This is a genomic window from Staphylococcus sp. HMSC077D08 (genome assembly GCF_001837945.1).
Classification (GTDB): domain Bacteria; phylum Bacillota; class Bacilli; order Staphylococcales; family Staphylococcaceae; genus Staphylococcus; species Staphylococcus epidermidis.
This window is the reverse complement of sequence record NZ_KV834742.1, coordinates 180,290-195,206: the sequence shown is the minus strand read 5'-3', so window position 1 is coordinate 195,206 and position 14,917 is coordinate 180,290. Positions and strand designations below refer to the sequence as shown.

The 14,917-nt window shown below is 30.2% G+C and carries 17 protein-coding genes and 1 riboswitch; of the genes, 11 read left to right on the top strand and 6 right to left on the bottom strand.

All coding sequences use genetic code 11. From position 1 onward, the window contains the following. Positions 1-6 precede the first annotated feature (6 nt). Positions 7-315 (bottom strand): hypothetical protein, encoded by a 309-nt coding sequence (locus HMPREF2663_RS01735; protein ID WP_002487559.1) that lies wholly within the window; start codon positions 313-315, stop codon positions 7-9. A 273-nt stretch (positions 316-588) separates the two neighbouring features. On the opposite strand from HMPREF2663_RS01735, the gene HMPREF2663_RS01730 reads away from it, so the two are divergent. Then, positions 589-1,302 (top strand): transaldolase, encoded by a 714-nt coding sequence (locus tag HMPREF2663_RS01730; protein ID WP_002446727.1) that lies wholly within the window; start codon positions 589-591, stop codon positions 1,300-1,302. Between the two features lie 139 nt (positions 1,303-1,441). Further along, positions 1,442-1,885 carry a hypothetical protein gene (locus HMPREF2663_RS01725; RefSeq protein ID WP_002446726.1) on the top strand — a complete coding sequence of 148 codons (444 nt, stop codon included), beginning with the start codon at positions 1,442-1,444 and terminating at the stop codon, positions 1,883-1,885. Here HMPREF2663_RS01725 and HMPREF2663_RS01720 read toward each other — a convergent pair. After that, positions 1,872-2,315 (bottom strand): competence protein ComK, encoded by a 444-nt coding sequence (locus HMPREF2663_RS01720; protein WP_002457860.1) that lies wholly within the window; start codon positions 2,313-2,315, stop codon positions 1,872-1,874. The two genes, HMPREF2663_RS01725 and HMPREF2663_RS01720, sit on opposite strands and share 14 nt — an antisense overlap. 5 nt (positions 2,316-2,320) lie before the next feature. Next, complete coding sequence (locus tag HMPREF2663_RS01715) at positions 2,321-2,800, bottom strand: sigma-70 family RNA polymerase sigma factor (protein WP_070845651.1); 480 nt, start codon at positions 2,798-2,800, stop codon at positions 2,321-2,323. A gap of 206 nt (positions 2,801-3,006) precedes the next feature. Here HMPREF2663_RS01715 and HMPREF2663_RS01710 point away from each other — a divergent pair, with 206 nt between their 5' ends. The 7 genes from HMPREF2663_RS01710 (at position 3,007) to ribE (ending at position 10,074) form a co-directional block, all read left to right on the top strand. Beyond that, entirely contained in the window at positions 3,007-3,222 is a 216-nt protein-coding gene (locus tag HMPREF2663_RS01710; RefSeq protein ID WP_002446723.1) for a hypothetical protein, read from the top strand. Between the two features lie 378 nt (positions 3,223-3,600). Further along, on the top strand, positions 3,601-4,452 hold the full coding sequence (locus HMPREF2663_RS01705; protein WP_001830727.1) for a peptidoglycan release complex glucosaminidase SagB: 852 nt from the start codon (positions 3,601-3,603) through the stop codon (positions 4,450-4,452). A 348-nt stretch (positions 4,453-4,800) separates the two neighbouring features. Then, positions 4,801-6,285, top strand: a complete 1,485-nt coding sequence (locus HMPREF2663_RS01700; RefSeq protein WP_070845649.1) for an FAD/NAD(P)-binding protein — start codon at positions 4,801-4,803, stop codon at positions 6,283-6,285. Between the two features lie 148 nt (positions 6,286-6,433). After that, positions 6,434-6,574: riboswitch (FMN riboswitch) on the top strand. Positions 6,575-6,723: 149 nt separating this feature from the next. After that, positions 6,724-7,767, top strand: a complete 1,044-nt coding sequence (ribD, locus tag HMPREF2663_RS01695) for a bifunctional diaminohydroxyphosphoribosylaminopyrimidine deaminase/5-amino-6-(5-phosphoribosylamino)uracil reductase RibD (protein ID WP_002487547.1) — start codon at positions 6,724-6,726, stop codon at positions 7,765-7,767. A gap of 6 nt (positions 7,768-7,773) precedes the next feature. Beyond that, on the top strand, positions 7,774-8,406 hold the full coding sequence (locus HMPREF2663_RS01690; protein ID WP_002457857.1) for a riboflavin synthase: 633 nt from the start codon (positions 7,774-7,776) through the stop codon (positions 8,404-8,406). Between the two features lie 12 nt (positions 8,407-8,418). Further along, positions 8,419-9,600, top strand: coding sequence for a bifunctional 3,4-dihydroxy-2-butanone-4-phosphate synthase/GTP cyclohydrolase II (locus HMPREF2663_RS01685; RefSeq protein ID WP_070845647.1), 1,182 nt, complete (start codon positions 8,419-8,421; stop codon positions 9,598-9,600). A 12-nt stretch (positions 9,601-9,612) separates the two neighbouring features. Beyond that, the gene (ribE, locus tag HMPREF2663_RS01680) at positions 9,613-10,074 is read left to right on the top strand and encodes a 6,7-dimethyl-8-ribityllumazine synthase (RefSeq protein WP_002446718.1); all 462 of its coding nucleotides are present in this window, start codon (positions 9,613-9,615) and stop codon (positions 10,072-10,074) included. Between the two features lie 46 nt (positions 10,075-10,120). On the opposite strand, the gene HMPREF2663_RS01675 is transcribed toward ribE, so the two are convergent. After that, positions 10,121-11,122, bottom strand: coding sequence for a proline dehydrogenase family protein (locus tag HMPREF2663_RS01675; RefSeq protein WP_002490148.1), 1,002 nt, complete (start codon positions 11,120-11,122; stop codon positions 10,121-10,123). 242 nt (positions 11,123-11,364) lie between these two features. Between HMPREF2663_RS01675 and HMPREF2663_RS01670 the strand changes: the two genes are divergently transcribed. Together HMPREF2663_RS01670 and HMPREF2663_RS01665 are read left to right on the top strand one after the other, a co-directional pair. Further along, a complete protein-coding gene (locus HMPREF2663_RS01670) occupies positions 11,365-12,192 on the top strand; it encodes an alpha/beta fold hydrolase (protein WP_002474670.1) in 828 nt (275 codons plus the stop codon). A 490-nt stretch (positions 12,193-12,682) separates the two neighbouring features. Then, complete coding sequence (locus HMPREF2663_RS01665; protein WP_002457854.1) at positions 12,683-13,084, top strand: SarA family transcriptional regulator; 402 nt, start codon at positions 12,683-12,685, stop codon at positions 13,082-13,084. Positions 13,085-13,351: 267 nt separating this feature from the next. On the opposite strand, the gene HMPREF2663_RS01660 is transcribed toward HMPREF2663_RS01665, so the two are convergent. Together HMPREF2663_RS01660 and HMPREF2663_RS01655 are read right to left on the bottom strand one after the other, a co-directional pair. After that, positions 13,352-13,915 (bottom strand): tRNA 5-(aminomethyl)-2-thiouridylate-methyltransferase MnmM, encoded by a 564-nt coding sequence (locus HMPREF2663_RS01660; protein WP_002486538.1) that lies wholly within the window; start codon positions 13,913-13,915, stop codon positions 13,352-13,354. Further along, positions 13,912-14,865, bottom strand: coding sequence for a tRNA modification radical SAM protein MnmL/YtqA (locus HMPREF2663_RS01655; RefSeq protein ID WP_001830802.1), 954 nt, complete (start codon positions 14,863-14,865; stop codon positions 13,912-13,914). The genes HMPREF2663_RS01660 and HMPREF2663_RS01655 overlap by 4 nt, the downstream gene beginning before the upstream one ends. Positions 14,866-14,917 lie beyond the last annotated feature (52 nt).

Below are 14,917 nucleotides of genomic sequence, written 5' to 3'. Positions count from 1 at the left end.
GATTGTTTATTTAAAAATGTAACCAAAAGTATGTAAAGATGAAAGAATATGGATAATAATAGTGATTAAAATAATCAATGGTAAAATTTTGCTTGCAAATCTAATCCAGTCTGAACTTTCCTTAGCATACTTTATAGATTTATCGGCAAAAATTATCGATAAAATAAGTATTATAATATTAACGATACTCGTAACTACAACAATTTTCATAAACGATTGAAATATATTACTCAATAATGAATTATTGGTATTAAAGAAAAAACTTAAAATTATCATTAATAGACTAAGATAAAAATACTTTTTTGACCGAGCCATAAACTGCCTCCTAGATAAACATTATTACAATATACTATCATATTTATTAAACTTAAACATAGTAATTTTCATTCCATTTTAGACAGTATATTTAAAATTAAAGCAAATAATTCGCTTACATTTCAAGGTCATGTTATAAATAAGTTATAAAATTTTTAAATTTAAAACGTGATTACAAAACGCTATCCATAGTTTTAGTCTGATATACATACAAATAATCAATTCTATACATATAATTGATAGTATTGATCTTTCACGTTAAGGAGAAATGACATGACAAAATTAAATGTTAAAGTGTTTGCGGATGGTGCAGATATTGAAGAAATGAAATCAGCATATAAGAATCAACTCGTTGATGGTTTTACAACGAATCCAAGCTTGATGGCTAAAGCAGGTGTAACTGATTATAAAGCTTTTGCAGAGGAAGCGGTTAGTGAAATACCCGACGCATCAATTTCTTTTGAGGTGTTTGCTGACGATTTACCTACTATGGAAAAAGAAGCTGAGATTTTAAAACAATATGGTGATAATGTATTTGTAAAAATTCCTATTGTTACAACAACCGGTGAGTCTACACTACCATTAATTAAAAGTTTATCATCGAAACAGGTAAGGTTGAATGTTACAGCTGTCTATACTATAGAGCAAGTAAAAGCAATTACTGACGTTGTAACTGAAGGTGTGCCAACATATGTGTCAGTATTTGCAGGACGTATTGCAGATACTGGTATTGATCCACTTCCTTTGATGAAAGAAGCCGTTAAGGTAACTCATAGTAAAGAAGGCGTTCAATTATTATGGGCTAGTTGTCGTGAAGTATATAATGTAATTCAAGCTGATGAAATTGGCGCTGATATTATTACTTGCCCAGCTGATGTTGTAAAAAAAGTTAATAATAATTTAGGCCGTGATATAGGAGAACTTTCAGTAGATACAGTCAAAGGTTTTGCCAAAGATATTCAAAGTTCTGGTTTGTCAATTCTATAAATGTAAAAAAACAGCAATTAAGTGGATTTATTTCACTAGATTGCTGTTTTATTTTAGTTATATAAGAAGATTTGAAAGAATAGTTTAATTCATTTACTATTGATAAATATGACTAATTCTGAAGAGAGGTACCTATCAAATGAGTAAAAATGAATTCATCAAAAGAGTAAATAAGCAATTATGGTTTTTAAATGCTAAAGAAAAAAATGCGCTTAACAAATATATTGACTCAGTTGATCAGGATAAAAGTGTTGACACAAATAAGCCAATAAGATTTTCAAATGAATATTTAAAGAAATTTATATTTAATCATAAGAAAAAATCGACTTCTCATGTGTTCGTACTTTTAATTTGTATGGTTTTAGCTTATGCATTTTTGCTCGGACTCTTTATTTTAGGGTTAGTGACCAGCTTAGCTATAGTACATGCCTATATCAACCCACGTATTGATTTATCAGGTTTTGTTATGTTAACTGTTTTGATTATTGCGATAGTTATGATGATTGCTAGTTTATATGCTATTAAACATACGACTGCCTTATTCACTAAAAAGCTTTTAGAATATAAATTTAATAAAAAGTAGTTTTCTCTATGATATGACCTACGGTAAGACTTTCTTGCCACTTTTTTGTTACTAGGGTATAGGGGATGTTCACTTCGATAGTCGAACCATTTTCAAAAACTATCTTTGTGGTATGAATTGAAGAATGAATTCCTATAATATTGCGTGCATTGATAAAATATTTAATCGATGCACGTTTTTGCGTAACTGGAAATAATATGGTTTCCTCATTGATATAGATAGGTATGAGTTTTTTTATGTTTAAAATATTTTTAGATAACATACATTGATGATGATAAGATTTTTGATGTAATTCCAATAAATAATGTAATGTTTTTTCAGGTGAACATGGTAAATGAATATTGTAATGTTCATACTGAATATAGGTTTCAACATTTGTTGAAAACGCAGTTTGAAGATATAAAAGTGAATGCGTTGATATACATTTCATAGATGTCAATCCTTTGTAGATAAAATTAAATAACGACGTAGTTTTCGTATTGTGTTAGATTTTATTTTTTTAATCGTTGTAGGTGAAAAATCTAAGATTTGGGAAATTTCATATTGTTTGTATCCTTGTAAATATAAGGCTAACCAATCTCGTTCGCGTGGAAGTAACTGTTGTGAAATATCTTTAATAAATAAATCGATGTCGTTGATTGAAATTGACGGAGAAAGTTCTGAAAGGGTATCAATACTACATATATTAAGTGTAGTATCTTTTTGTCTAAATAAATCTATAAGATAGAATTTTAAGCGTATAAATAGATAAGATTTAAAAGAAGAAGATTGTTGTTCATCAAAATCGAGTGTAAGTTGCCACATTTTAATGAGCATTTGTTGATAAAATTCATCATAATTATAAGTGATTTGATAACTTTTTAACAAATAATGTATGATATTATTGTATTTTTTATATGATTCCTCAAATGACATGTAATTAACTCCTATTTATGTACATAAAGTGATTTCCGGATAAATAGAAGTTAACTTATTGTTTGAAAATAATCATTTGCGTAATTGAAGCAATAGGTGTTAAATAGTAGTCATAGACTTTATTAATATATAAAATAAGTGTTTTATTTGCATGCTAACTTGGCTTTTCAACATAAATACTTTTTGAATAAAGAGGAGGGACTTTTATGGATTACGCACATTTAAATCTAGAGCACTTTTTTGCACGAAATGATGATTTGGATATCATTAGAGATCGATCTGATTTTGTGATGATTAATAATTTCACCAATGAGATGAAATACCGTGAAGGTGAAATTGAAGGAACTATCGATTTAAATCAATACTATTATAAAAATAGATCACAAGCTGTAAGTTTCATAATGATGAATTATAAGAAATGATATTTAGAGTGTCACCATAGTGACTAAATCTGGATTTATAAAACCTATTCAACACTATAATGTTTAAATAAATTAAAATTTAAATCTAATTGCCATAAAAACAAAAGGTGATATTGCTGTTTAATAATAATCAATGAATTTTTCAGTTTTGTCAGTATATAAAAACATTCATTTGGCATTAAAAAAATTTCGATTCTTGTCTTATTTTTTTAATATGTGCATCGTGTAACCTATTTATTTAAATTTCAATTTGATTACCATTTATTTATGAATTTGTAACAAAAGAAGTTTCAAATTGTGAATGTGTTTGAATAATGTTAAACTTGATTATCGTAATAGAATGACTAGTTTAACAACAATGACCTAAGAGGTGTGAATATGACTAAGCACAAGAAAGGCTCAATATTAGCTATCATAGGTTTGCTAATTGTATTTGTTGTTACAGGTTTTATCTTCTTTTCAATGATTTCAGATCAAATATTTTTTAAACATGTCAAACCAGTTGAAAAGGTTGAAAAATTAGATAAAACTTTAGATAAAGCATCTAAAAAGCAAATACACAATTATACGAGCCAACAAGTATCTAACAAAGCTAATACAGCTTGGCGTGATGCGTCTGGTACAGAAATTAAAGAAGCTATGGATAGTAGTAAATTCATAGATGATGATAAACAAAAATATCAATTTTTAGATTTGTCTAAGTATCAAGGCATTGATAAAAATAGAATTAAACGTATGTTGTTTGATAGACCAGTACTACTAAAACATACAGATGATTTTATTAATGCCGCAAAGTCTAAACATGTCAATGAAGTATATCTTATTTCTCATGCTCTATTAGAAACAGGTGCAGCTAAAAGTGAACTCGCTAATGGTGTAGAAATAGATGGTAAAAAATATTACAATTTCTATGGTGTTGGTGCATTAGATAGTGACCCTATTAAAACAGGTGCCGAATATGCTAAAAAACATGGATGGGACACACCACAAAAAGCTATATATGGTGGCGCTGATTTTATTCATAAGCATTTCTTATCTCATGATGATCAAAATACACTTTATAGTATGAGATGGAATCCTAAAAATCCGGGTGAACACCAATATGCTACTGATATAAAATGGGCTGAAAGTAACGCGAATATCATTGCAGATTTCTACAAGAACATGAAAACAGAAGGTAAATACTTCAAATTATATGTTTATAAAGATGACGATAAACACCAAAAATAAATTAAATAGTTAAACTAAACACCACTAATAAAAGTTGTGAAGTTAATCGTGCTAATTAAAATTAATTTAGATTTAAGCAATAGTTAACTTTCAATAGTTTTATAGTGGTGTTTTTAATTTATTGGATTAAATGTTGAATTATTCAGCTTTGTTTTTTCGCGATAGTATTGTAAACAGAACTGCAAAAGCAATTAAAACTTTAACTATAAATTTCATAAGCTTCACCTCAAATAAAATTTTAGCATACTATTTTAAGATTAAAAGTCAATCAAATAGGTAATATAGATATAGTGAAAAAGTGTACAATAAAATGTAACTACTAATAATAAATACATAAGGATGATTGATATGCGTGTAGCAATAATAGGTATGGGAACAGCTGGTGTAAGTGTGTTACGCCAACTCGTTAAACATGAAAACTTTTCTCAATTAAAAGTAGATGTATATGATGATGATAGAAATATGGGTCAAGGTGTTCCATTTCAAAATGATAGTAGCGAACTACTTATTAACATGCCATCAAAATCTATGAGCTTAAATCTTGATGATGACCAAGAGTTTTGGAAGTGGTATCAAAATCAGACAGAATTCAATTTTAGTAATCCTCAATATTTGCCTAGATTTGTATTTGGTCATTATATGAAGTCTTATTTATCTTATTATAATGACCAATTTGATAATTTAACTATTATCAATGATAAAGTACAAGAAATTTTTACACAATCCGATGTTGATGACACAGATTTAAAATATCATGTATGTACATGTGATGATGAAAAAGAATGGCGTGAATATGATTATTTATTTTTAACTTTTGGAACTTTTAGTTACCATGACCCTTATGATTTGAAGGGAACTAAAGGCTATATCCAAACGCCTTATCCTACATATCATACACTTGATAATGTTAAAGATTCAGATCGAATCGTGATTATTGGAACAGGGTTGGCTAGTTTAGATGCTGTGAGATATGTAGCTGCACATCATCCATATTTACCCATTACTATGACAAGTCGTTCCGCAGCATTGCCCAGTGTTAGAGGAAAAATGACTAAAATTCAGTTTACGCATTTAACTAAATCACGATTTAATGGAATTATGAAAAAACACTTTGGTAATGTACCATTAGAAAAGGTAGTTTCATTATTTTTAAAAGAATGTGAAGATTATGGAATAGACTTTAAAAAACTTATTTATCGTAGAACTGGAAACCATGTGAAAGACTTGGAGTATGATTTGAATCATGAAGAAGAAATGGGGATATTCCAAAGTATCATTGAACATTTAAAAGAAAATTTAAACTGGATTTGGAATAGTTTGAGCGTTAAAGATCAAGAAACTTTTAATCGTAAGTACACTAAAATCATTCAATTAAATTCTAATCCAATGCCTCCTAGAACGGCTCGTTTACTAATTAAGTTAATACAGAATAATGAACTTGTCATTAAAAAGGGACTAGAAGACATAGTCCATAAAAATGAGCAATTTATGTTAAAGTACAACGACACCACGCAAAATTATGAGTTGTTTGACATTGTTATTAATGCTACAGGTTCTAAAACACATCTTTCTCAATTAGATGAGGATGATCAATTAATTTTAAACTTAGAAAATAGACAAATTGTTCAATGTCATCCTATGGGTGGCATTCAAATTATCCCAGAAACAAATCAAGTCATAAGTCCTAGATATGGAACCTTAAAAAATGTGATTGCAATTGGACAAATGACCAACGGTGTCAATAAACTTAGAAATGGTGTAAAGATGATTGTTAATCAAGTTGTTGATACAGTATCTCAATTATATATAACACAGGAAAATCGAAATAAGTAATATGCATTTAGCGTGTTTGTGAGTTTAATATATCTTCATAAAATCATTGAATAAAATAAGCTATAAAATTGTATTTTAAATTTAAATATAGTAAGATTTAAAATGTAGTGAAGAACTACTGGACTCAATTAATCATAACAATTTCATATATTTCTTTCGGGGCAGGGTGAAATTCCCAACCGGCAGTAAATTAAGCCTGCGACCCACTAGTATTGTTTTTTTGATGTTAGTGGCTGATCTAGTGTGAATCTAGAGCCGACAGTTAGAGTCTGGATGGGAGAAAGAAGATGAATTATCGACTTACACAAATTCGTGTAGTTATGATAAGCGTATTGTATACTTATGTGCAATTTTAAGTATGCCAATAGGCTTATTTAAAGATATAGATATCTCCTTATGCCTACAGTATAGGTATAAGGTTTTTTTTGAGGTGATCAATTGAGTAGATTTATGGATGATGCTATTCAACTAGCAAAAATGGTAAATGGACAAACAGGTGTTAATCCTCCAGTAGGATCCGTTGTTGTTAAAAATGGTAGGATTGTAGGTTTAGGTGCACATTTAAAAAAGGGAGATAAACATGCTGAAGTACAAGCTATTGAAATGGCAGGTTTAAAAGCCCAAGGTGCTACCATATACGTTTCATTAGAACCATGCACACACCATGGTTCAACGCCACCTTGTGTGGATAAAATTATTGAAGCGGGCATATCAAAGGTCATCTATGCTGTTAAAGATACTACTTTAGTAAGCAAGGGTGACGAGATTCTGAGAGAAGCTGGTATAGAGGTTGAATTTCAATATAATGAAAATGCAGCTACACTATACCGTGACTTTTTTACTGCTAAAAGAAACGAAGTTCCGGAAGTAACTGTAAAGGTCTCATCTAGTTTAGATGGTAAACAAGCAACAGACTTTAATGAAAGTAAGTGGATAACAAACAAAGAAGTTAAAGAAGATGTTTATCAATTAAGACATGAGCATGATGCAGTTATTACTGGGCGTAGAACCATTGAAGCAGACAATCCATTGTATACAACCAGGGTTCCTGATGGAAAACATCCGATTCGTGTTATTCTCTCTAAGACAGGACAACTCGATTTTAATCAACAAATATTTAAAGATACTGCATCGGAGATATGGATTTACACTGAAAATGAAAAATTAAAAACAGATAAAAGTTTTATTAAAATAATAAATATAAGTAATTGTGATACAACGACAATATTACAAGACTTATATCAAAGAGGTATTGGGAAACTGCTAGTCGAGGCAGGCCCAAATATTACTTCGCAATTTCTCCAATCCAAACATCTAAATGAACTCATTTTATATATAGCCCCGAAATTAATTGGTGGTTCTGGCAAACATCAATTTTATAAGACTGACGAAGTGATTGATTTGCCTGAAGCAACTCAATTTGAAATTGTTGATTCCAAGTTAATTAATCAAAATTTAAAATTGAAATTACGAAAGAAGTGAATGTCTATGTTTACAGGTATCATTGAAGAAATAGGTACTGTACAACAAGTTCGCTCTGAGCAATCAGTAAGAACGCTTGAAATTAAAGCACAAAACATTTTAGTTGATATGCATATTGGTGATTCAATAAGTGTTAACGGTGCATGTTTAACTGTGATAGATTTCACTGATTCAAGTTTTTCAGTTCAAGTCATCAAAGGGACTGAAAACAAAACATATCTTGGAAATGTTCAACGTAATACAGAAGTTAATCTCGAAAGAGCCATGAGTGGAAGTGGGAGATTTGGTGGACATTTCGTGTTAGGTCATGTTGATGAGCTTGGAACAATTTCTAAAATCAATGAAACTGCTAACTCAAGAATTATTTCTATTAAAACAACTAAAAATATTTTGAATCAAATGGTCAAGCAAGGTTCTATAACTGTAGACGGAGTTAGTCTTACTGTATTTGATTTACATGATCATACTTTTGATATACATCTTATACCAGAGACACGTCGATCTACTATTCTTTCATCTAAAAAAGTGGGCGACAAAGTGCATTTGGAGTCTGACGTACTATTCAAATATGTTGAAAACATCATGAATCAAAATCAATCGCAGATAACGGAAGAGAAGCTTAGAGCATTTGGTTTTTAGGAGGAATATCACATGCAATTCGATACAATTGAGTTGGCTATAGAGGCTTTAAGAAATGGAGAGAGCATTATTGTAGTTGACGATGAAGATAGAGAAAATGAAGGAGATCTTGTAGCTGTTACGGAATGGATGGATGATAATACCATTAATTTTATGGCTAAAGAGGGTCGTGGTCTGATTTGTGCACCAATTGATAGATCTATAGCTGAAAGATTAAAACTACAATCTATGGAGCAAAATAACACAGATATTTATGGCACACATTTTACTGTAAGTGTTGATCATTATAAAACTACTACAGGAATCAGTGCACATGAACGTACACAAACGGCTAGAGCACTCATAGATGAAAAGACTAATCCTGAAGATTTTCATCGTCCGGGGCACTTATTTCCACTTATAGCAAAAGAAAATGGTGTGTTAACACGTAATGGTCATACTGAAGCTGCCGTAGATTTGGCACGTTTAACAGGAGCACAACCAGCTGGCGTAATCTGCGAAATTATGAATGATGATGGAACAATGGCTAAGGGTGAAGATCTCCAGTCCTTTAAAGAACGTCACCATTTAAAAATGATTACTATAAAAAGTTTGGTTGCCTTTCGTAAGGCTGTTGAACTTAATGTTAATCTCAAGGCAAAGGTCAAGATGCCAACAGATTTTGGTCATTTTGATATGTATGGATTTACAACGGATTATAGCGAAGAAGAAATCGTTGCTATTGTTAAAGGAGATTTAAAAAGCATTCCTAATGTACGTATGCATTCTGCTTGTCTGACTGGGGATATTTTTCATAGTCAAAGATGTGATTGCGGGGCGCAACTTGAAGCGTCAATGAAATATATTGAAGAACATGGTGGAATGATTATTTATTTACCTCAAGAAGGTAGAGGAATAGGGTTAATGAATAAGTTGCGCGCATATGAGTTAATAGAAAAAGGCTATGATACAGTTACTGCAAATCTTGCTCTTGGTTTTGATGAGGATTTGAGGGATTATCATGTTGCAGCTGAAATATTAAAGTATTTTGGTTTAAGTAAAATTAACTTGCTCAGCAATAATCCTAAAAAATTTGAAGGTTTAAAAGATTACGGCATTGAGATCGTAGATAGAATTGAACTTATCGTACCAGAAACGCAACATAACCATAGTTATATGGAAACTAAAAAAAATAAAATGGGACATTTAATATAGGAGGACTCGAAAATGAATTTTGAAGGTAAATTAGTTGGTAAGGATTTAAAAATTGCGATTGTTGTTAGTAGATTTAATGATTTTATTACTACACGTTTACTTGAAGGGGCTAAAGATACACTCATTCGTCATGAAGTAGTAGATACTAATATTGATGTAGCTTATGTGCCTGGTGCATTTGAAATACCACTCGTTGCAAAAAAATTAGCTCAAAAAGGTGAATATGATGCTGTGATTACATTAGGATGTGTGATTAGAGGCGCAACTTCACATTATGACTATGTATGTAATGAAGTAGCTAAAGGTGTTTCTAAAGCAAATGATATTTCAGATACTCCAGTGATTTTTGGAGTTCTAACAACTGAAAGTATTGAGCAAGCAGTAGAAAGAGCTGGTACTAAAGCTGGAAATAAAGGTTCAGAAGCAGCAGTTAGTGCAATCGAAATGGCTAATCTAATTAAGCAAATCAATTAAAAAATAAAGGCATGAAGTAGATATCAAAATACTTCATGCCTTTATTTTATTTTTTATGTCTTTTAATGCCAAGGATAAGAGACGTCAATAAAGTTGCAAATATACCGATACCCAAAGTTATCTTTTTTAAGATTTTGGGTTTAGTAAATTCTTTTATAGCTAATGACAAGTTTTGAGGGCGTTCTGCTAGTCTTCTCATAAAGTACGCAAACCAATCATTACCGTATGGTACATAAACTGTAAATAAATAACCTTCATTAGCTATTTTTTGTGCTAATTCCGTGCGGAAACCGTACAACATTTGAAATTCCATTTTATCTTTGCTAATATGATTTTCTTTCATAAATTGTTTGACTTGGTTGATAATTTCATTGTCATGTGTAGCTACAGATGTAAAGTTCTTTGAATTTAGTAGTCGTTTTTTAATAATTCTAATATAATTTGCGTCAATTTCTTCTTTCGATTGATAAGCGATTGATGCATCTTCCTTATAAGCACCTTTCACTAGTCTCAAACGTAATTCAGGATATTTATCAATTAAATCATCGGCTTCATACAGATAGGCTTGAATGACTGTACCCACATTTTTAAATTCACCTTTCAATCTATCAATAATATGTTGAATTTTAGAAAGACTATCGTACTTCTCTGTATCAATATTAATGTGCATCTTTCCATTCTTATCAGCTTTAAGTAAAATTTCTCTCATATTTTCATAAGCAAGATTTAAATCAAACTCACTTCCAAGTTGGCTAATTTTAACTGACATATGTGCCTTAACATTATTGTTATAGATTGCATCAATAATTTCTAAAATCTCTTCTTTAGCTTTAATACTTTCTTCTCTAGTACTAACAAATTCACCCAATGAGTCGACAGTAACTGAAATATTATAATCATTTAAATATTGTATGGTCTCAATTAATTGATGAATCGTATTTCCTGCGACTACACGATTTGCTCCCATTTGAGGTCCCATCTTTTTAGCTATTTTATTAAGATATGTATGATTAGATAACGCAATGAAAAAATCTTTAAATAAGGACATATGCAATACCTCCGTTATACTAAACTATGATATTTTTAAATAGTGTATCATGAAAATTAAGTTTAAGAAAGCGTTTTCATTAAGAGCTTGCACACTTAAAGAGTAATTATATTTTAGGCTATATTGGAAGAGTTAAAGAAAACACTTAAATATCTATCAAATTTCACTTAAAATAGCATTCAATATGTTTGATTTGCTATAATTATATTAATAAAGAACATATAAAAAGGGGCAATTAGAAAATGTGGAAGTGGGAAACAGAAAATGACGCAAAAGGCGTTGTTGTCATTGCTCATAATATATTAGAACATACAGGTAGATATGCATATGTTATCACGATGTTAAGAAGGAATGGTTATCACGTTATCATGGGCGATTTACCGGGACAAGGACAAACTTCACGAGCTCAAAAGGGTCAAATAGATGATTTTAATACGTACCATGAAAATATATTAGAGTGGATAAAAATAGCTAATGAATATAAAATTCCAACATTTGTTTTAGGTGTGGGACTAGGTGGTCTCATTATTTTAAATCTGCTTGAGAAAACAGAATTACCTATTGAAGGTATATTATTATTTTCACCTATGTTAGAACTAAAGAGAGACTATAAAGGGCGCAAAAACAAATTGATTTCTAATGTTGGTAAAATTTCTAAAGATACTAGATTTAAAGTTGGTATAACCCCTCATGATTTAACACGTAATGATGAAATTATTGAAGAAACAGCAAATGATGGGCTAATGCTTAAAAAGGTAACATATAGTTGGTATAACCTTATAAATGAAAAGATGAAAGAAACAATGGATCATATCAGAGATATTAAACCTATTTCAGCATTGATAATGTATGGTACCAAAGACAAAATTTTAGAAACTCAATCTATTAATGAAATGAAAGATAAATTAAAGTCGAAAGAGATGTACTTTAAAGTTTGGGATGGATTATATCATGAAATACATAATGAACCTGAACGCGATTTGGTGATGAGATATGTTCTATCATTTTTAAATAATAGTGTAAATACTATGGGTTTTATAGTAAATGAAGAGGAAATTGAAGACATTTAAGTGAGCGAAAGAAAAATGTTATCAATTTGTATACGATTCTATAATGTGAATAAGTAACTCGGTTTTATAACGGGACTATAGTAATGAGTCCGTAGATCCTAAACATCTACGGGCTCTTATAATACTTAATGATATATTTAGTTTGGTTTAATAAAAAATATATTTAACAATTTGTATAGAAAGCTTTGCCAAAATTATTGCGTTTTAAATGTAGAATTGATATATTTTGATTATATAATTAATTTAATTTTATTATGTATTAACACTAAGTTTTTGGGTTAGAATTTGAGTTGCACTAGATGTAAGATTTGTTTTAAATCTCATTTTTAAATCTTTTTACGGATAAAGTTGATTTTAAGTAGCTCAATCATTGAAATAAAAGGGTATAATTCTAAAGTTTAATAACTTTACCATTTGTAAAATTAAATTTGGGGGAAATGGTTAAGTTAGTTTATAGAATTCACAATTTTTTATTTGGGAGATGTTAATTTTGGCTAATAGTGAAAAGAACAGGGTTTATGGTATTTTACAATTAGAGACATTATTCAAAGAGATTGATTCAATTTTTAATACAATCAAAGAAGAATATGGAATGTCTAAAGAGGAAATTTTGATTTTACTTACACTTTTAGAAAAAGGCTCAATGACTTTAAAGGAAATGGATAAATATGTTCATATTAAGCCGTATAAACGTACACGTACTTATAATAATTTAGTTAATCTTGAGTGGATTTACAAAGAAAGACCTCAAGATGATGAACGTACAGTTATTATTCATTTTAATGACAAGCAAAATTCAAAAAAAGAAGATTTGTTAGAGTTTATTGATGACTCAATTAAAATCAAGTCTGAACCAATGCAATCTAGTTTACAATCTATTTTAGCGGTTTAATTTAACGCGCTTTAAATCTTTAATTGAATAAATTATTTTATTTAAAGCATGAGTACACTTATGAGAATTATTTGTTGAACAATGTATTAAAGAATGTGTTCAAAATTATGATAATCAGTAAACTTAATAGCAATTAAAAGTAAGGTATACTTCATGATGAAATTTATAATTAAAAAAAGAACCTGGGGCAAAATGTTTGCTTGTCTCAGGTTCTTTTTATGTGCACGTATTCTATGACTGAATTGAAAATATACATGTATAAACTCTTTAATTACGCTTTTCAATAGCACAGATAAAAGGAGCGTTATTCTTTTGATTTATGAATTGATATTGCAATATATGAGCTTTATTTTGATCAAAGTTTTGTAAAAATTCAAGTAGTGCTTCTTTTTCTACTTTACCTTCTTCATGACCGTGATATATAACTAATATAATAATTCCTTCAATACTTAAGATATCAAAGATTTCATTAATAGCCATAATTGTTGTTTCAGGTTTAGTGACAATTTCTTTGTTACCTTTCGGTAAATAACCTAAATTAAAAATAGCAGCATCTATGTGGCCATGATATTGGGCAGGAATGTGCAATTTAGCATTTTCATGACCAGATTGGATTAATTTTACATTCGAATAATCTTTTATTTTTTTGTGCGTATTCAAAATTGCTTGTTCTTGTATATCGAATCCATAGACAAATCCATTTGGAACATGTTGAGCAAAATAAGCAGTATCATTCCCATTACCACATGTTGCATCAATTACAATACTATTATGATTAATATGAGAATCAATTAACGATTTAGCGAAGGGTAAAATACGTTCTAGTTTCATGATTGTATACTCTGCTTGTTCATTTTACCTTGATAGGAGTTTCGTCTAGCAAGCTCATTATCAATTTCATTTAATACTTCCCATTTATTAACACTCCACATTGGTCCAACCATTAAATCTATAGGTCCATCTCCAGTGATTCTGTGCACAATCATTTCTGGGGGTAATACTTCAAGTTGATCGCAAACAAGATTAGTATAATCTTGTTGACTCATAAACTCGAGCATACCTTTTTCATATTGTTTAACCATAGGCGTTCCTTTTAGCAAGTGTAATAAATGAATTTTAATACCTTGAACGTCCATCTGAGCGACTTCTTTAGCAGTCTCCATCATCATGTCATAATTTTCACCTGGTAAGCCGTTGATTATGTGTGTACAAACATTTATATTATGCTTGCGTAATTTTGTTACGCCGTCATAGTATGTTTGCATATCATGAGCACGATTTATTAAATCGGAAGTGGACTGATGCACAGTTTGTAAGCCCAATTCTACCCATAAGTAAGTGCGCTGATTAAGTTCAGCTAAATATTCTACTACATCATCAGGCAAACAATCAGGTCTTGTCGCGATTGATAAACCAACGACGCCATCTTCTTTTAATACAGGTTCATATTTTTCTTTTAATACTTCTACAGGTGCATGCGTATTTGTAAACGCCTGAAAGTATGCAATATATTGACCTTCACTCCATTTTTCATGCATTCGTTCTTTTATTTTTTTGAATTGAACTTCAATTGGTTCAGCTCTATTACCTGCAAAGTCACCGCTTCCTGCTGCAGAACAAAATGTGCAACCTCCATGAGCTACAGTACCATCTCTATTTGGGCAATCAAATCCTCCATCTAAAGCGACTTTAAATATTTTTTGACCAAACTTGTTTTTTAAATGATAGTTCCATGTGTGATAGCGTTTATCTTCAAAGGCATACGGGAAATAGTTACCCATAATACATTTTCCTTTCTATTTAAGTTCTAAGTACAGATTTTAACATATTTTA